We start from the raw sequence: 17,806 nt of genomic DNA on the forward strand, positions 1-17,806 counted from the left end.
CCCTCGGACCTTATCAGCGGCAATATCGACTGCGCGTATTTATCGACTGGCTGGCGGAAGCATTTCCGGCGGCGGCGAGTGGGCTACTGCCCACCGGAGCCAGAGAATGACGATTGCCGGCGAATATTATGCATCGCGTGATGATAAATTAAGTCACAAAATTGTATGCTCGCTTCGAGTAAGGGAATCAGGGCAGCGATGTTTTGCTATATATGATATAGTTAAATTATATGAGGGTTCTATTAAAATATTTAATAAAAGGTGTTAACGCTATTTTTCCGAAGGTCTGGAAGTATAAATTAGTCTTTTGTTTTCTATGGTTATAGTAAATGTAATAGCGGCAAGAATTTTTGTTTATAGTATGTTTGATATTCCATATGTATCTTTTTGAAAATATTTTTTAGCCACTCAAGAGGTAAGCGTAATGCCGGCAGGTAACCATGAGATTAAATGTATGGCGTGTGGTTTAAACTGCCCTATTGAAGCGGAAGATAAAATGGAGCGATCCCTTTGCGGAGAGAGGAAGTTTTCTGTATGGCCAGATAAAAACTATTTTTTTAAGCGAGCGGTGAATGATTTGGTTTTTCGTGAAATTACCTGTTTTTTGCCTGAAGGAATGGTGGTGGTGGATTTCTCCCTCGACAATATTTTGTATTTTCTGCATGAGGAGTGGGCTGAAAAACTGCAGGAGACCGGGCTGAAAGTTATTTTACTCGCGGATAAGAGCATGCTGCCCATGGCTAATTTTTGGATGCTGCGCTCCGGATTATTATGGTCGGTGGTGGAAGTCAACGATAGCTTAAGCAGCTTAATCAAGAAAATAAAACGCATCATGCTGGGGCGAAATCTTCGCTGCCGGCGCACACCGTCGCTGACGGAGCATGAAATGAAGACGCTGCGCCTGCTGGCGGACGGGCATTCCAGCCAGGATATCGCCCGCATCATGGCGTGCGATACCCGCAGCGTCTACCGCTTTCAATACTCTTTATGCAAGAAGTTCGGCGGACTCAATCGCCTGCGCGAGCTGCGCTTCAGGCATAACATACCCGCTCTGGATCGGCAGTGATTAGTCAGAGGCATCGGTAAAGCAGCTGCTTCCTAAGCGATGGTATTTACCCAGTGCGACAATAAATTTTTTATTACCGTATTGAGCCTTAGGATCTTTCCAGCTTTCCCCTGGCAGCATGTAAAATTGCGTCGAACTTTCATCATCACCATTGCATCCTTTCTGGATAACAACTCTAAAAAAGGTGTTACCGGTATTTTTAATAGTGCCTGTTTCTTCGTTTATCTCATACTTGAACTGCGTTTTACGCGGGCGCACGATGAGTATGGTGCTCATAGACACTGAGGGAACGACATCCATTTGTTTCTGGTCCTGACGCCAGGGGAAAATCGTAACCGGGGTTTCCTTAAAAATTACCCGATAATATCTCTCAACGGCATCTTTAGGCCCGCGATAATAGAGTTTAAAATATTCCTGGCCATTCGCCTGTACCGTGAACTTCAGCGGCGACCAGACCAGATCTTTATCCTGGCCTGGAACGGGTCTTTCATCTCCGCTGCCCGGTCGGGAGATTTTATAAGCCGATATGGTATACAAATTGTTGTTTTTTGTATCATTGACTATTGGCCGGGAGATAAAATCTTTACTGGCATCCATATCATAGATAATAGAGTCAAAGTACACCGCAGACGCGGGCGGCACCCACAGCCCGCATAATCCGATGACAAGGATTTTTTTCATCATACCCCCCGATCGACGCCAATCCAGGTGGCGGTCACTTTCACATCTCCGGTAGCGTTGACGACACCCATCCAGTCATGGCCATTGGTGGTGAACTGTGAATGCGGGTCATCCATCGGAAACAGCAGTTTCAGCGTGGTGGTAAAAAAGAAACCATCGTTAACGTTGGCGTTCCAGGCCGTCTGAACCCAGGCGGCATTGGTCATATCGACAGGATCTTCGCCGCAGCTGTTGCGGACTTTTACCGCTTTACCGGTAGCGGACGTCCATTCGAGGTAGGCCGGGACGGGCACTTTTAGCGTCTCGTCCGCTGAGGTAAACAGGCAGTACGGCAGACCATACATGTTGATGGAGTCGCCGATGACCTGGGCGGTGATGCTATCGGCCTGACGCGATGCGGAGGTGGTGACTTTATACTCAAAGGTGATGGGCTCTTCGCTACCGATCTTGCCGGATGCTTGTGGATGCGAACGTCCGTCGCTGGCGACAATGCTGATGCCGTATTCCCGCGGGATGAGGTTAATTAATGTTGATGGCGTGAACTGATAATAACCCGATTGTGTGGTGACGGCGTTATCAAAATAGAAGGTAAACAGAGAATCCTTGTTGGTTAAATCCGTTCCCGCCTTGAGGACTTTTTGGAAAAAGGCGTTGGACAGGAACACGTAGACGTAGTTACCTGACGGTGTGAAAACCTGGTTATAGTCGACGGTAGTGCTACTGTAGTTGTACCAGGTTGCCCCATCACCGCTGAACCTTACTTCCGATGCGGAAGGAGAGAATCCCAACATTGCCGTATCAATGAGCATCCGGATATCAAGGCTGGAGGTGAGTACTTTGGTCTCCTGTAAATTGTAAGACACCATTTTACAGATGATTCCCGAAGCTCTCGACGAACCGCTTCCGGCCTCGCCCATCTGGCATAATTCAGAGCCGAGGTTAACGCTTGGCGTACCGTCGCTGGCAATCCACACTTCAGCCATAGCACCGGTACTGTTTAACTTCAGATGCGAGACCTTTTCGAGGTTGAACGTGTAGTAGCGCCATGTTCCCCCGCTGGGGAGATCTTTACAGCGAACGCCGGAGGCAAAGTCATAATCGGTATTGGAATTCATGTAGCAAAGATTAAGCTGCAAAGAATCGATGGTCCCCACCGGCCGATCGCGAAAATACTCATAGGCCGACTGGCTCAGCGCTCCGGCACCGTAATAACCGTTTGCTACGGTGTTGCCGGACATCGCGTGATAGTAGCCGTCTTTATCGATGACATCGGGAGAAATATAGCCAGAGGCCGGGCAGCTTGAGCCCGTAGACATGCAGCGGATCCTGAGAAACGGCTGGTTAATGGGCGAATTCTCGATCCACAGGTCGAAGTAGCGGTTGGCGTAAGCCCAGCCGATGTAGGTTATATATCCCAGGCTACGCTGGTTAGTCGGATATTTTGTCCAGACGTTGGCTCCGGTGAAGCGCGGGTCGAGGGAGCTGGTGGTGATGAAATATTCGTCATCAACATCATTGTCGATAAACATATAGGAGTTGCTGCCGCTTCCGCTGTTACTGGGGGTGAGCGCCATAGCCGGCGCAGCCAGCAGCCAGCCGGCCAGCAGCATGATGCTCTGGGGTTTAATAGACATTCTTAACATCTCCAGTCACTGATGCCGTTTGTTGTTGGATCTCACAAGGAATCTCCCCGACCCATACGGCGCCTTTCGCTTCATTCAGATCCAGATCCACTTCGCAAATGCCGCCGAATTTATCCACCAGGGTAATCACTGGATAACGCTTATCGACGTCCATGGCGAACTCACCGAGTTCGTCGGTTCGGGTTTTACCAATGTGGTTATGAATATCGGCGTTGGCGTAGTAACCGCCGCGACGGTCTTTCACCCGGCCAAATACGGTGACCAGCTGTTTGACTTCCGGATTAATCACGCTGACGTTGCCCGGATAGAGCACGACTTTGCTGCGGCGGTCGGTCACGATGTCGACGCTGTCTTCTGAGTTTTTGTCGTTCATCAGCTCCACCTTATATTCCGCGTAAGGCGGAAGGCTGATGAAGTTGCTTTTGCCGGTGAGGGGATAGCTTTGACCGTTGATCTGCGCCATCATCCGGCCCTTGCCGCTGAAATTGGTGTTGACCACCAGGCCTGCGGTTTGGGTACCTTTTCCGGCATAGATATTTTTTTGCGTCCAGGCCACGCTGCCCTGCGAGCTCAGGCTGTAGTTTGAGCTGTGCTGCGATGAGCGGCTGACGGAGACGGTGCCGGCGTTATATTTGGTGTCATAGCTGACGTAACCATTGGTTGCGTAATCGTCGGCGCGATAGCTGCTATCGTCATTTTTATTCTGTTTAATTTGTTTCGAAACCGATGCCCCCACCTGGGTAATGGCGCTGTTGTCGAAGCTTTTGCGCAGCGTGGCGTTCGCCAGCATGTTTCCGTTCTGGCTGGACACCCCGGTGCTAAGCCAGGTAGAGAAGGGGATAGAGATATCAATATTGACGTACTTATCGCGCAGATTTTCGTGGTTGTTGTACTGATAATTCTGAATACCGGCGCGCAGAGAAATCGTCGCATAGCGATTGGCTAACAGCGATTGATCGTAATCGACGTTGGTATAGGTGCTTCCGGTATATTTATTATTGGTTCGGCTGACGCTCAGCGTACCGAGGAACGGCGCTATTTTGCGCAGGTTAGCGTTAGCGCCTACGGTAAAGTAGTTGTTCTGCTGCATGGGCAGCGCGTTACCGATAGAACCATACTGGCGCGACCCCCACAGGCTGCCGTACCCATCCGGTAAACTCATATTGAAGGTGGAGGTACTCTGCCAGCTGCCGTCGGTAGCGAGCAGCCCCTGCTGGTTAAAGCTGAACGAGTTGTTGAAAATAACGTTCGCTTCCGTTTCATTGACGCCGTTATTGTCAAAACCGTAGAGCGTGGTTTTCAGATTCACGCCGGAAAGCCAGGGTTGGCTGGTTGCAGCGGCGACCCCGGCAATCCACGTATTCCGTGTGCCATAATTGATGTTGTAGTTGTGGCGATAGTCCATCTTGTTGTATTCGAGGCTGCCCGCGAAGGTTTGCCATGAGAGATCGCCGGTGACGCTCGATTTTCGGGCGAACGTTTTATTGATGTTCGCCGTCCGGCTGCTGACCACGCGCCCGTTAACGACCACCTGTATATCAACGTTGTAGATGCCAAACGGCAGGCGCGACGTATCCAGTTCGTAGCTGCCCATGGAGAAGTTTTGAATGCTGAGCAGTTTACCGTCACGGTAAACGTGCACTTCACCGGCGGCCGGCAGGAACACCGTTACGGGCACCAGAGCAAGCGTGTTATCTTGCGTTTGTGAACTGCTTTTATTGCCATAGCTGATGCCGTAAATGCGGCTGGAGTTCAGGGCGCTCATGCTGGCGATCGATTGCAGATTCCAGGTATCCACCATCCCCATCGCCAGGCGGCGCCCCTGATAGTCACGTTCGTACATCGAGCGATACAGTTTGCTCTGCTGGTTGCTGGTACCAATACCGTACAGAGAACCGTTGAAGTTCAGATGGTGCTCGCGCAGCGACCAGGTATTGTCCAGCGTCAGGTAGCTACTTGCGCTATCGGTATTCTCATATTTGTTGTAATAGCTTCCCATGGAGTAATTCAGTACGCTGGAGAGGTCCTGCGCAGTGGATTCTCCAAGTACGTTGGTACGCGGCAAAATAGCGGCCTGCATGGCCTCCCGGTTAACCGTTAATTCAAGATAAAATGAACGCGTATCGAGTGATAGCGAGGCGTCTTTGTTGATATAAACGCGCTGACCGTCGCCGATGCTTTTGTCCTGCATCTCGTTAATCAGCGATTTTATTTGCGGCGATAGTTCAGTTCGCTCAGGGAGATCGCTGAGGGTGATCTGGTTCAGGCGAAACTCATTATCCTTGATGGTAAGGATGGCATCAGCGATTTTTTGCTGGCTGCGTTGGGTACTATTATCGCCTTCATAACGAATAAAAACAGGGACCGACATGCCCTGATATAACGCGTTAGCAAATACCGAAGGAATAACATAGTTACTGACTTTAACTGGCGCTGTAGCATTAGCTGCCCAACCCTGGTTTACCGTAAGCAATAACCCAGCGAACAACGTCCCTTTGACATAACCAAGATTATCCATAATGTTACTCAGTTTACATTTATATATTGCTCACCGTGCCATATTCCAATTCGCGTTTTTTTGTTGGTGAGATCGGTATGCTTTATTTTTACGCTGACACCAGGCATGACATAATAGCGTTCACGGCAGCCTTGACCCTCATCCTTCGCTTTATCACGACAGGGCCCGTAGGAGATAACGCGGAATGAAGCGTTGCCGGTATTGGTCACCGTGTCATTATCGCGACGATAGTCAAATCTTTCTTCACGCGGCGCGACCACCAGAATGGTACCAATAATGGCAGAGGTCGTTGCCTCACCCTGTTTTTTCTTTTTACTGGCTTCGAACTCGGTCACCGGCTCATCGGTCCAGGATATGCGGTAATAACGTTCCTGGTTGTCCTGAGGTCCTTTGTAAAAAAAGCGAAAGTTCTCTTTGGCATTTCCGGGTAATATCAGGCTGGCTGGCGTTGATAATAATTCCGATCTGCTCGCCATCGGGATAACCGTGCCGCCGGCCATAGGCGATGAAATACGCTCCACGCTGACGCTAACGTAACGCGCCGTATCGGTGGTATTAATGATTTCTTTTGCCAGAGTCGAGGCATCCGGCCCCATTATTGAGGTGACGTCTCCGACATTAATTGCATGGGAGGAGGGCGTCACGGTGAATAAGAAGAGAGAGAGTAATAATGGATTCAGTTTCATGGCGCATCCTTATAAGGAGGCCGAAGCCTCCTTGTCATACCGGACAGGTGTTGGCTACACCTGATTAGATAGTCCAGACCGCGTTGAACTGAACGCGAACGTCGCCGCTCCAGTAACCGTCGGTTAAATCTTTGAACTCAGCTGCGGTGCTGCCGTCAGAAGTCGCGGAGTCGACAGTGAAATCGAAGGAACCCTGAGTGCTGACGCGATCGGCGCCTGCGAAGGCGGTAGCGACAGCCAGCGCATCCAGACCCGCGGAGATGTTGTTGGCGGTATCAATCATCGTTACCGGGGTGGTTTTGTTCAGCGCGTTGCCGTTCCAGCTCACACCGACCGCCAGAGTAGAGGCATCAGTGGTACGGCTCAGGGTGTTGCTGACGATCTGAGAGGTCAGCGTGAAGTCGGTCGCGCCAGACTGGCCCTGGATGGTGATGTCAAAAGCGCCTTTCTGGGCGTTAAACGCTTCAATCCCTTCAGCGTACTGGAAGTTCAGGGATTTCAGCGGAGTGACAACCAGCGCGCTGGTGGTGTCTTTAGTTGCGCTTGCATCCCAGCTTGCAGTGGCGGAAGTGGTCACGTCAGCCATTGCGTTGGAAGAGATAAGAGCCGCAGCCACAACACCCGCTAATACGATTTTTTTCATTTTAAATTTCCTGAGAATAATTAAGTTAGTTCCATTTATGGAGTTATTGCTACAAATACTGATAATGACTTTATCCAGATAGAATAATGTTTAACTTCCCTCTGCCTCCCATCTTATTCTGCAAGCTGAGCTTGATTGCGTAGATCCTTTTTTCTGCCATCTGCAATTCGTTGGCTATTTGCTTAACCGACTTTTCTGCGAGTAAAAGATCGAGAACCAGCACTTCCTGGTCGCTGAGTTTTTGGCGGTAACCTCGACCATCTCTTTGACCGAGAAACGAAAGCTGTATTTTCTTTTCAATCTCGTCTCGGGTATCGCTGGTGTTGATAATCGAAACTATCTGCTGACAGCGGTGTTTCCAGAACAGCGCCAGCGGCTGCGCTAACCTGTCGGCAATCAACACTATCCGCAACCCTGTTTTGATCAAATATTCAATCCATTTATCATTGGTGAATAATCTGATGTTGTAGCGAGAAAAATCAACAAATATAAAGCCGGAATTAGAGAAGTTGTAGTGCTTGTTAATTAAAAAACAATGCACACCATTTTTTAAATAGATGTTTTTATCGGGCCATACGCAATAGCGGGTTTCAATGCAGTTAATCGATTTTATCGTAGGTCGTGGATAGATTTCGCATTGATACTGACAGCTTATGCAGTATACCTTCTCATATTTCTGCGGAGCCATATGTCGATTTATTTCCCTATATTGTATTACCCTATCGTTCAATGATGTGGCTATATTATGGCTAGTTAATAAATGTGACAACTTTAATTTCTGGAGAGTTATATAGATGAAAAATGTGTAAATTCTTAAGGGCTGAAATTGACTGGATTGATACTAACCTACTATTCTGAATAAGAAAAATCTTAAGGGGCAGAATTTTATGTCGATAGCCCTTTAAGAATTATCCATGGTGACCAGGAATTTTCTCGCTGAATGGGGGAGAATTGGTTAAAAAAAAACAGCACAATAAGTCAAAAAAAATGCTATCTCATCGCTGTTTGTTAATTTTGTGTTTTTGTTTTGTTTTATTTTGTGGTGTTTATTCTGTAATCACCTGTTTTTTGTAAGGGAAAGTTGCGATATTTTGGATTATGGGGGAAAGAACTGTCTGGCGAAATATGATCTGGCGTACAAAACAGGGCGTTTTTAAGAACTAAAACGCGTCGGCGCTTGAAAAGGAGCGAATCAGAAGGATGTGCTAAATCTTAACCGGAAGAAGCGGACAAATGCTTCTCGGAGAGACGGGGCGCTGCAGCCTGAACGGGCTCTGCCTGCAGGCCGCCGTAGCGCCACTGGGACGATGGCAGCGTGAATGTGCAGACAAATGAGCCAATACTTTCGATGCGCCCCGGGCGCTTACGCCCCTTTCAGCAGAGGAAGCAGGTGATTCTCGGTAAGAGGAGCAAGCTTAATATGCCGATCCTGGCCCGGCGTATACCAGATAACTTCTTCTATTTCTGCCGTCGGTGTAAAGCTCGCTCTGTTGGTGGCTATCTGAAAGATATCCGCCGAGACCGTATGGCCCGGCTCGTTTGCCGCCGTATCGGTGAAGCGGCCTAACGGGACCAGTTCTTCAGGTGAGACGATGAAGTTGAGCTCCTCTTCGAGCTCGCGGATCAGCGCCGCTTCCGGGGCTTCCCCGATTTCAGGCTTTCCACCGGGCTGCATAAAGTACTCAGTCCCTCGTTTGCGCACTAAAAGACAGCGTCCTTGGCCGTCGGCGATCACTGCCGCCGCGATATGAATATTTTTTATTGTGTTCAAGAGATACCCCAGTTATATGCCGATGATGTTCAACGGCCGGCGTACGTTTCATCTCTCGCGAAACAACGCCGGCGCTATCATGATAGCGACCTTAGCGTGCTAATCAATCCCGTCGATTATCGCAAAACCTGCTGACGGCGCAGGCGGGGCTCATTTATGATAGCCTGCGAAATATAACGTCTATGCGGGAAGTGCAGCCTCTATGTCAATTCAGAAAATCGCTCGCCTGGCGGGCGTCTCGGTGGCGACGGTATCGCGGGTATTGAATAACAGCGATACCGTTAAAGCGAAGAATCGCGAACGTGTGCTGCAGGCGATCAAAGAGAGTAACTACCAGCCGAATCTGCTGGCCCGCCAGCTGCGAACGGCCCGCAGCAATATGATTCTGGTGATGGTCTCTAATATCGCCAACCCCTTTTGCGCCGAAGTGGTCAAGGGCATTGAAGAAGAGGCGGAAAAGAACGGCTACCGGATCCTGCTGTGTAATTCAGGTTCGGATTTAGCCCGTTCAACCTCGGGGCTGCAGCTGCTCTCCGGCAAAATGGTCGACGGCATCATCACCATGAACGCGCTCTCCAGCCTGCCGGAACTCACCACCATGATCGGCGACGCGCCCTGGGTTCAGTGCGCGGAATATGCCGATAACGGCAGCATCTCCTGCGTCGGCATCAACGACGTCGACGCGGCGCAGGGCGCCGTTTCCCGGCTGGTTGACGGCGGGCGTAAACGCATTGCTTTAATCAACCACGATCTCAGCTATCGCTACTCGCGCCTGCGCGAGCGCGGCTATAAAAGCGTTCTGCACGTTCGCGAACTGGCGTATCAACAGGTGATCTACGCCAGCGATCTGAGCGCCGCGGCCGGTAAACAGGCGATGGAGACGCTGCTGGCGCAGGAAGAGCAGCCGGACGCGGTGTTTGCCGTCTCTGATTCGCTGGCGGCGGGCGCGCTGCGGGCTATCGCTCAGGCCGGAATGCGGGTGCCGGAAGATATTGCGGTGGTCGGTTTTGATGGCACCGAACTGGCTGAAGTGGTATCGCCGCAGCTGACCACCGTGGAACAGCCTTCGCGCGAGATTGGCCGTACGGCGGTCACGCTGCTGATGAAAAGAATCGACAATCCCGACGCCGCGGTCGAGCGGGTGATGATGGACTGGCGCGTTATTTCCCGCGCCAGTGCCTGAGGATATTACTGAGACACCGCGCCCGCCAGCGAACGAATGTCGTTACCGGTAGGGGACTGATGGATCCGCAGGCCGAATTCGTCAACCACGGCATAAACGTGATCGAATATATCCGCCTGAATGCTTTCATATTCCGCCCACACCACGGTGTTGGTGAAGCAGTAAATCTCAATCGGCAGGCCGCTGGCGTCCGGCGCCAGCTGGCGCACCATCAGCGTCATATCTTTGCGGATGCGCGGATGATTACGCAAATACTCCTGCAAATAGGCGCGGAAGGTGCCGATATTGGTCATCCTGCGCTGATTCAATATCGATTGATCGGCGGCGTTCTGCTGGTTCCACAGGCTGATTTCCTGATGACGTGAATCCATATACGGCTTCAGCAGTCTGGCCTGAATTAAGCGCTGCTGCTCCTGTTCATCAAGAAAATGAATGCTGGTGGTATCGATATTCAGGCTGCGCTTAATGCGGCGACCGCCGGATGCCGACATACCGCTCCAGTTTTTAAACGAGTCGGAAACCAGCGACCAGGTTGGAATGGTGGTGATGGTGTTATCCCAGTTGCGCACCTTCACCGTGGTCAGGCCGATGTCAATCACCGCGCCGTCGGCGCCATATTTTGGCATCTCCAGCCAGTCGCCGAGCTTGAGCATATCGTTGGCGGAGAGCTGAATTCCCGCCACCAGGCCAAGAATAGGATCTTTGAATACCAGCATCAGTACCGCGGCCATCGCGCCGAGTCCGCTAATCAGAATCGCCGGCGACTGGCCAATCAGTAAGGAGATAACCAGAATGCCGACAATAATCGCGCAGACCAGCTTAATACCCTGAAATATCCCTTTAAGCGGCAGCTGAGAAGCGGTGGCGAATTTCTGCGATAAATTGAACACCACATCCAGCAGCGAAAAGAAGGACAGCATCGCGTAGATCATCACCCACAGCTGCGCGCAGGTGGTGAGTATTTCCGCGGCCTCGCTGCCTTTTTGCAGCCACAACACCGCCTGCACGTTGACGATAATCCCCTGCAGGGTAAAGGCCAGACGATGAAACAGTTTGTTCTGGGTAATAATTTGCAGCCACAGGTGGCTGCTGGCCTGCGCCCGCTTTTCGAAGGTGCGCAGCACCACTTTGTGCAGAATAAGATGAACGACAATCGCCGTCAGAAAAATAATGCCGAAGATAATAATGAGTGAGGTGGTGGGGGTAATTTTGATGCCTAATGCGGCGATTTGCGATATGAATTCCTGCATAACGTCTCCTTTACATCCAGCGGTTATCATGACCGCTGGATGTCTATTATGCAAATCGCAGGTTACGCCGTTGTGAATTATGGGGTCGCTACCGCCGGACGGACGTTAAGGTGATGGCGTAGCCACAGCGCGATGGCGCCCAGTACCAGCATCATCACCACTTCCACCGCCAGGAAATCGATCAGTGCCCGCGGATAGTCGCCGCCGCTGCGCTGGGCAAGGGTTAAGAATAGCGACCCGAGAATTGCCGGGCCCAGGCCCAGCGTCGCCTGCTGCAGAGTGCTGAGAATCGCGCTCCCGGCCCCGGCGTCGCAGGCGCTGATATCGCGCATCCCGATACGGTAAAAGCTGTTGACGATCAGCGCCTGCCCGTAGCCGATAAGCGCCGTGGAGGGGACCAGCGCCAGGGTGGTGGTGTGGATACCAAGGCGATAAAAGGTCGCGCTCAGCAGCAGCAGGCCGACAATCTGCACCGACAGGCCGGTCAGCAAAATGCGCCCCATGCTGTAGCGGGCAATCAGCTTCGGCGCGTACAGCGCGGAGATGAAGTAGGCCACGCCGAGCGCGATAAAGCTGTTGCCGGACTGCCACGGCGCCATCCCCAGACCGGCCTGCATGGTCAGCGCCATGCAGAACATAAACCCGGACCAGGCGCTGAAAAAGAGCAGGGCGATGGCCATGCCAAAGCGAATGCTGGTGAGCTTCAGCAGGCGAGGCGGCAATAGCGGCTGCTCGCCGCGCTGCTGTTTGCTCAGCGCGCTGGCCCGCATCCAGACCAGCAGCGGCAGCACCGCAGCTAACATCAGCTGCAGCGTCCACGGCCAGTGCAGCTCCGGCCCCAGCGCCATCGGAAACAGCAGGCAGCAGAGGATTAGCGCAAGGCTGAAGGTGCCCTGCCAGTCGATGCGCGAATGCGCTTCGCGCCGGGTCTCCGGAACGTATCGCGGGCTAAAGGCCAGCACCAGCAGGCAGATCGGCACGTTAATAAAGAAGGCATTTCGCCAGCCTAAACCGGCGATATCCGCCGAGACCAGCCAGCCGCCGCCCATCTGACCGACGATAAAGGCGATTCCGCCAATGCCGCCGTAGAGGCTGATGGCCCGGGCGTGGGCGGTGCCTTTGAGGGTGATATGCAGCGTAGCGAGAATCTGCGGCACGATCAGGGCCGCGCCGGCGCCCTGGACCGCGCGCGCCGCCAGCAGCGTGGAGATGGAGTTCGCCATCCCGCACAGCAGGGAGGCGACGCCAAAAATCGCCACGCCCCACATAAACAGACGGCGGCGGCCATAGTTATCGCCAAGCTTGCTGCCCATCGCCAGGCAAACGGCAAAGGCGACGCCGTACAGCGCGACGATCAGCTCCAGCTGGGTGGCGCTGGCGTTCAGCGACTGGGTGATGGAGTCCAGCGCGACGTTGGCGATCGAGGTGTCGATCAGCGGCAGCATCTGGCCGGTCAACAGAAGGAATAAACCGGCGCGGCCGGGTGAAACAGCAGACGAATTCATCGGATCTCTCCATTGCGTCATTCAGCGGATGGCCGTAGCATCACCGATAAATTAAACGGGTACCAGTTCCTGCTTATACTGGTATTGGCACTACCATGCTGGAGGTTTTATGACGACCATGCCGCAACGTGAATCGACGATCGCCGCGCCCGATGACGGCCGTAAACAGCTGGGGGCGTTTCTGCGCGCCCGGCGTGAGAGCCTCGATCCGCAGCGCCTGGGGTTACCTCGCGTCGGCCGGCGGCGCACGCCGGGCCTGCGGCGGGAAGAGGTGGCGATGCTGGCGGAGGTCGGAGTCACCTGGTACACCTGGCTTGAGCAGGGGCGGGAAGTGAATCCGTCCGAGGCCGTGCTGGTGTCGGTGGCGAACGCGCTGCAGTGCAGCCCGCTGGAGACCCGACATCTGTTTGTCCTGGCCGGACTGACGCCGCCGGAAGCCGCGCAGGTCACGGTATGCGAAGGCATCAGCCCGGGCACCCGGCGGATGCTCGATAGCCTGATGCCGCAGCCCGCCAGTATTCAGAAGCCGAGCTTTGATATTGTGGCCTGGAACGACAGCTTCTGCCGCCTGATGGGCATCGATTTCGCCACCATTCCGGAAGAGGATCGCAACTGCATTTATCTGTATCTGACCAATGAAACCTGGCGCAGCCGCATCGAGAATCGCGACGTGCTGGCGACGTTTGTCTCCTATTTCCGCGCGGCGATGGCGGAGCACCGCGGCGATCCGCTGTGGGAGAATAAGCTGGCGCGCTTTTTCGCCGCGTCGGCGGAGTTCGAGGCGCTCTGGCATCAGCGCTATGAGGTGCGCGGGGTGGAGAATCAGGTGAAACACTTTAACCATCCGCAGCTCGGACGCTTCAGCCTGCAGCAGATGTACTGGTACTCGGCCCCGCGCAACGGTTCGCGCCTGCTGGTCTATTTGCCGATGGATGAAACGGGCGAGCGGGCGCTGGCGTGGCTGCACACACACTAACGGAATGCTTATGAACGTGACCCGAAAAGAGCAGCGCATTATTCAGCGTACGCTCAACGCCTGGCGGTCATTGGCCGCTATGCGGAGCGCATCTGGCACGTGGAGGTATCCTGGCTGCAAAATACTGCGGGCTATCCCCGGGGGCGGCGCTTGACGCGCCTTACCCGGGCTACGGGTTCCCACAGTGTGTAATTTTGTAGCCCGGATAAGGCGACAGCCGCAATCCGGGGATCATCCTGACGTAAAAGAAAAGCAGAGAATTAAATCTCGGTAATGGTCGTCGACTGCGGCAGGCGTGATTTCGGCAGCGTAGCGTTGAAGTCTTCGACGCTATGATGGCCGACCGGCACCACCACCAGGCTGGTGTAGCCCTGGGCTTTCAGGTCGAATTCGGCATCGAGAATCGCGAAATCGACGCCTTCAATCGGCACTGCGTCCAGGCCCATTGCCGCCACGCCCAGCAGGAAGTTGCCGACGTTGAGATAAACCTGCTTCGCCATCCACTGATCGTCGTCGTGCAGCTCTTTGCGGTGCATATCGGCAAAGAAGGTGCGGCCTTTATGGTTCGCGGCTTTGGCGTCGGCGTTTGCGAAGCGGCCATCGGCCTCTTCCTGGTTCACCACGCGCTCAAGCCAGGCGTCGTCCATTGCGGTTTTGGCGCAGAACACCACCACGTGGGAGGCATCGAGAATTTTACGTTCGTTAAACACGTAGGTGCCGCTCGCCGCTTTGGCAACGCGCGCTTTGCCTTCATCGCTGCTGGCAACGATAAAGTGCCACGGCTGGGAGTTGGTGCTTGACGGGCTGTACTGCAGCAGCGTTTTCAGGTTTTCCGCCTGCTCGGCAGTTAGCTTTTTGGTGGCGTCAAATGCCTTGGTGGAGTAGCGCTTTAAGGCAACCGATACGATATCCATACTCTTCCTCACTGTTTACAACCCCTTGCGGGTGCGTTTCGTGAAGGAAGAGTACAGCGATGGCGGGCAAATGATAAGGGGCAAAAATGCGATAACACTTATCGCGCAGCGCTGAAAATCACCCCGGACGTAGGCGCTGCTGCTCTTTTTTGCTGAGTTTATCGACGATCAGATTCCACGAATCATCGATCAGCTCCGCTAGTAACTCGACGCTGATGTCCTCGCCGGGAACCACGGTGATCCAGTGCTTTTTGTTCATGTGATAGCCGGGCTCGATGCTGCGGTAAATGGCCTGATGAAGCAGCGATTTTTGCGGATCGCACTTCAGGTTGACCAGCGCGCGGCCGCGTACCGTCGCGGTGAGCATAAAAATCTTCCCGCCGACTTTAAACACATCGTACTCCGGGCCAAACGGCCAGCAGTGCTCGGTAAAGGGGAGCTCCAGCGCGATACGATGCGCGTTGTCATGCAGCGAGCGGTGATCCATCAGCTATTGTCCTCGGCAAGGGCCTGCCACATGGCTTCAAAGCCCAGCTCGACAAAACGGACGGCGCGCTCCGGCTCGTGGCTGGCGTATTCAATGGTGGTTTCGGCCAGCGAAAGAAACAACGCATCGCCGAAGGTACGGTACTCGTCGGATTGAAAAACGGGTTTGATTGAGCGCTGGCACAGTTCATTGAGCTCGGGAAACATCTCCTGGACGCGGTTGCGGGTTTCGTCGGTGATCCGTTCACTCAGCGCCATCCGGCGAATCGCTTTATGCTCCATGGGGTTACGCACGCCCCAGCCGATATAGCTATTCCAGATATTGCGCGTGTTCTCTTTTGGCCGGGTCTCGTTCGGGTTGAGACCCGCTATCATTGTCTGAACCAGGTCTGCTTTTATGGTCAGATAAAGCTCGTTGAGCAAATCGTCCTTGGTGGCAAAGTAGCGAAACAGCGTACCCTCGGCAACCCCGGCGCTGCGGGCGATGGCGGAGGTTGAGGCGGCGATTCCCGATTGGGCAAAGGCGGCGGTTGCTGCCTCCAGTAACGCTTGCTTTTTATCTTCACTCTTAGGACGAGCCACTACACTTTACCTCACTCATAATAAAACCACGATCTAAGCACGCCCGGCATGGGCGCTGCAACGCTGTCTGTCAAAATTTGAAAATCGTCTTGACGACTTTCAGCTTCTTCCTAATAATGAGTGCTTACTCACTCATAATCAAGCCTTATAACAAAAACCTCCAGGAAGGGGGATTTCGCCAGGTCAGGATATGAACCGTGTCACTTTCAGCGTGGTCGCCATCATGTTATTAGCGTCAGCAACAACTTTGCCGTTTGTGTTAAATGCCGGATTTGGTCAGGCGCCGCAGGGCGCGCAGCTCAGCCTGGTGGAGCAGTCGCCGCACTATCACGACGGTCAGTTTCACAATCAGCTTCCGACGCCTGGCTTTACCGGGCAAAAAAATATGCTGGCCGTGTGGTGGGAGTTTCTGGTCGCCAAACGTGAAAATGCCAGACCGGCCCAGCCGCTGCCGCTGGTGAACACCGATCTGGCCAGCCTGCCGTCAGGGCAGGACGTGATGGTCTGGCTCGGTCACTCCTCCTGGTACCTGCAGCTGGCGGGCAAACGCATCCTGATCGATCCCGTATTTAGCAACTATGCCGCACCGTTTTCGTTTATTAATAAGGCCTTTGCCGGGGATTACCCGTGGCACGCTGAGGGCATGCCGGATATCGACCTGCTGATTATCTCGCACGATCATTACGACCACCTCGATTACGCCACCATCAAAGCTCTGATGCCGAAGGTCAAGCGCGTGGTGACGCCGCTGGGCGTGGGGTCGCACCTGCGCTACTGGGGAATGGAGAGCGCGATCATCAGCGAGGCGGACTGGAATCAGTCGCTGCAGGTGAGCGATGAACTGACGGTACACGTCCTGCCCGCGCGCCACTTTTCCGGCCGCGGCCTCAAGCGCAACCAGACCCTGTGGGCCAGCTTTATGTTCGTTACCCCGCAGCAGAAAATTTACTACAGCGGCGACAGCGGCTACGGCCCGCACTTTAAAGCCATCGGCGAACAGTTTGGCGAAGTGGATTTGGCGATCATGGAAAACGGTCAGTATGACCAGGACTGGAAGTACATCCACATGATGCCGGAAGAGACGGCGCAAGCCGCTGACGATGTTCATGCACGCGCGGTGCTGCCGGGTCACGCCGGGCGCTTCGTGCTGGCAAAACACACATGGGACGATCCGTATAAAAGGCTGGCGGAGGCCAGCACAGGGCGACCGTGGCGACTGCTGACGCCAATGTTGGGTGAGCCGGTTTGGGTCGCTGATAAAACGCAATCATTTAACGCCTGGTGGCGCTAACGATGAGAGTGGTTCAGGAGGAGAGAGGACATATGACTATTTCCGCTCAGGTCATTGATACTATCGTCGAGTGGATTGATGATAATTTGCATCAGCCGCTACGTATTGACGATATTGCGCGCCACGCCGGTTATTCGAAGTGGCATTTGCAACGACTGTTTTTACAGTATAAAGGGGAGAGTCTTGGGCGCTATATCCGCGAGCGTAAGCTGCTGCTGGCGGCCCGCGATCTGCGCGATACCGATCAGCGGGTCTACGATATTTGCCTGAAATACGGTTTTGACTCGCAGCAAACCTTTACCCGCATCTTCACCCGCACGTTTAATCAGCCGCCGGGTGCCTACCGTAAAGAAAATCACAGCCGCGCGCACTGAAAAGCGTCCGCCGGGGGAAGACCGGCGGACGCTTTTTTACCAGGCTCACGTCGTCAGGCCGAGAGAGACAGAATTCAGCAACCGCTGCTGGCATTTCGATATGACGCGTTTAAAGAGCGCAGATAACGCCCTTACAGTCTGAAATATGAGGGGTTAACGGTACGAATAATCGCCCGGTTCTTCAGGACGGCGTGGAACAATGTCGTACTTAAGCTGGTTATCTTATTGAAGAAATTG

The 17,806-nt window shown here is 53.4% G+C and carries 17 protein-coding genes; 5 read left to right on the forward strand and 12 right to left on the reverse strand.

Features of this window, described 5'->3' with window-relative positions:
* The first annotated feature begins 424 nt into the window (after nt 1–424).
* Nucleotides 425–1,066, forward strand: a complete 642-nt coding sequence (locus tag ABLV30_RS08835; protein WP_025107086.1) for a LuxR C-terminal-related transcriptional regulator — start codon at nt 425–427, stop codon at nt 1,064–1,066.
* Here the strand turns inward: ABLV30_RS08835 and ABLV30_RS08840 are convergent, their stop codons facing one another.
* From ABLV30_RS08840 to ABLV30_RS08870, 7 genes are all read right to left on the reverse strand, one after another.
* Nucleotides 1,067–1,750 (reverse strand): fimbria/pilus periplasmic chaperone, encoded by a 684-nt coding sequence (locus ABLV30_RS08840; protein ID WP_154971339.1) that lies wholly within the window; start codon nt 1,748–1,750, stop codon nt 1,067–1,069.
* Nucleotides 1,747–3,381 carry a fimbrial protein gene (locus ABLV30_RS08845; RefSeq protein WP_348865592.1) on the reverse strand — a complete coding sequence of 545 codons (1,635 nt, stop codon included), beginning with the start codon at nt 3,379–3,381 and terminating at the stop codon, nt 1,747–1,749. The genes ABLV30_RS08840 and ABLV30_RS08845 overlap by 4 nt, the downstream gene beginning before the upstream one ends.
* On the reverse strand, nt 3,371–5,908 hold the full coding sequence (locus tag ABLV30_RS08850; protein ID WP_182158107.1) for a TcfC E-set like domain-containing protein: 2,538 nt from the start codon (nt 5,906–5,908) through the stop codon (nt 3,371–3,373). Before ABLV30_RS08850 ends, ABLV30_RS08845 begins: the two co-directional genes overlap by 11 nt.
* A gap of 8 nt (nt 5,909–5,916) precedes the next feature.
* Complete coding sequence (locus tag ABLV30_RS08855; RefSeq protein ID WP_025107082.1) at nt 5,917–6,594, reverse strand: hypothetical protein; 678 nt, start codon at nt 6,592–6,594, stop codon at nt 5,917–5,919.
* Between the two features lie 64 nt (nt 6,595–6,658).
* On the reverse strand, nt 6,659–7,237 hold the full coding sequence (locus tag ABLV30_RS08860; RefSeq protein WP_004111140.1) for a common pilus major fimbrillin subunit EcpA: 579 nt from the start codon (nt 7,235–7,237) through the stop codon (nt 6,659–6,661).
* A gap of 70 nt (nt 7,238–7,307) precedes the next feature.
* A complete protein-coding gene (locus ABLV30_RS08865) occupies nt 7,308–7,925 on the reverse strand; it encodes a LuxR C-terminal-related transcriptional regulator (protein WP_025107081.1) in 618 nt (205 codons plus the stop codon).
* A gap of 675 nt (nt 7,926–8,600) precedes the next feature.
* Nucleotides 8,601–8,999, reverse strand: coding sequence for an NUDIX domain-containing protein (locus ABLV30_RS08870; protein WP_025107080.1), 399 nt, complete (start codon nt 8,997–8,999; stop codon nt 8,601–8,603).
* 211 nt (nt 9,000–9,210) lie between these two features.
* On the opposite strand from ABLV30_RS08870, the gene ABLV30_RS08875 reads away from it, so the two are divergent.
* Entirely contained in the window at nt 9,211–10,191 is a 981-nt protein-coding gene (locus ABLV30_RS08875) for a LacI family DNA-binding transcriptional regulator (RefSeq protein ID WP_014228283.1), read from the forward strand.
* 5 nt (nt 10,192–10,196) lie between these two features.
* Here the strand turns inward: ABLV30_RS08875 and ABLV30_RS08880 are convergent, their stop codons facing one another.
* Nucleotides 10,197–11,441 (reverse strand): mechanosensitive ion channel family protein, encoded by a 1,245-nt coding sequence (locus ABLV30_RS08880; RefSeq protein WP_009654157.1) that lies wholly within the window; start codon nt 11,439–11,441, stop codon nt 10,197–10,199.
* Between the two features lie 77 nt (nt 11,442–11,518).
* The gene (locus ABLV30_RS08885; RefSeq protein WP_014228284.1) at nt 11,519–12,946 is read right to left on the reverse strand and encodes an MFS transporter; all 1,428 of its coding nucleotides are present in this window, start codon (nt 12,944–12,946) and stop codon (nt 11,519–11,521) included.
* Between the two features lie 109 nt (nt 12,947–13,055).
* Between ABLV30_RS08885 and ABLV30_RS08890 the strand changes: the two genes are divergently transcribed.
* Nucleotides 13,056–13,922: a helix-turn-helix transcriptional regulator gene (locus tag ABLV30_RS08890; protein WP_109241138.1), complete on the forward strand. Its 867-nt coding sequence runs from the start codon at nt 13,056–13,058 to the stop codon at nt 13,920–13,922.
* Between the two features lie 260 nt (nt 13,923–14,182).
* On the opposite strand, the gene nfsB is transcribed toward ABLV30_RS08890, so the two are convergent.
* The 3 genes from nfsB to ABLV30_RS08905 all read right to left on the reverse strand — a co-directional run bounded on the left by nfsB (nt 14,183) and on the right by ABLV30_RS08905 (nt 15,904).
* The gene (gene nfsB / locus ABLV30_RS08895; protein ID WP_102803097.1) at nt 14,183–14,836 is read right to left on the reverse strand and encodes an oxygen-insensitive NAD(P)H nitroreductase; all 654 of its coding nucleotides are present in this window, start codon (nt 14,834–14,836) and stop codon (nt 14,183–14,185) included.
* 118 nt (nt 14,837–14,954) lie between these two features.
* Nucleotides 14,955–15,323: an MmcQ/YjbR family DNA-binding protein gene (locus tag ABLV30_RS08900; RefSeq protein WP_032694574.1), complete on the reverse strand. Its 369-nt coding sequence runs from the start codon at nt 15,321–15,323 to the stop codon at nt 14,955–14,957.
* A complete protein-coding gene (locus tag ABLV30_RS08905) occupies nt 15,323–15,904 on the reverse strand; it encodes a TetR/AcrR family transcriptional regulator (protein ID WP_004848568.1) in 582 nt (193 codons plus the stop codon). The genes ABLV30_RS08900 and ABLV30_RS08905 overlap by 1 nt, the downstream gene beginning before the upstream one ends.
* Nucleotides 15,905–16,094: 190 nt before the next feature.
* Between ABLV30_RS08905 and ABLV30_RS08910 the strand changes: the two genes are divergently transcribed.
* Both ABLV30_RS08910 and ABLV30_RS08915 read left to right on the forward strand, forming a co-directional pair.
* Entirely contained in the window at nt 16,095–17,195 is a 1,101-nt protein-coding gene (locus ABLV30_RS08910) for an MBL fold metallo-hydrolase (protein WP_182158109.1), read from the forward strand.
* A gap of 32 nt (nt 17,196–17,227) precedes the next feature.
* Nucleotides 17,228–17,569: a RamA family antibiotic efflux transcriptional regulator gene (locus ABLV30_RS08915; RefSeq protein WP_004848570.1), complete on the forward strand. Its 342-nt coding sequence runs from the start codon at nt 17,228–17,230 to the stop codon at nt 17,567–17,569.
* Nucleotides 17,570–17,806: the final 237 nt, after the last annotated feature.

The organism is Klebsiella sp. CN_Kp113 (assembly GCF_040064585.1).
GTDB classification, from domain to species: Bacteria; Pseudomonadota; Gammaproteobacteria; order Enterobacterales; family Enterobacteriaceae; genus Klebsiella; species Klebsiella michiganensis.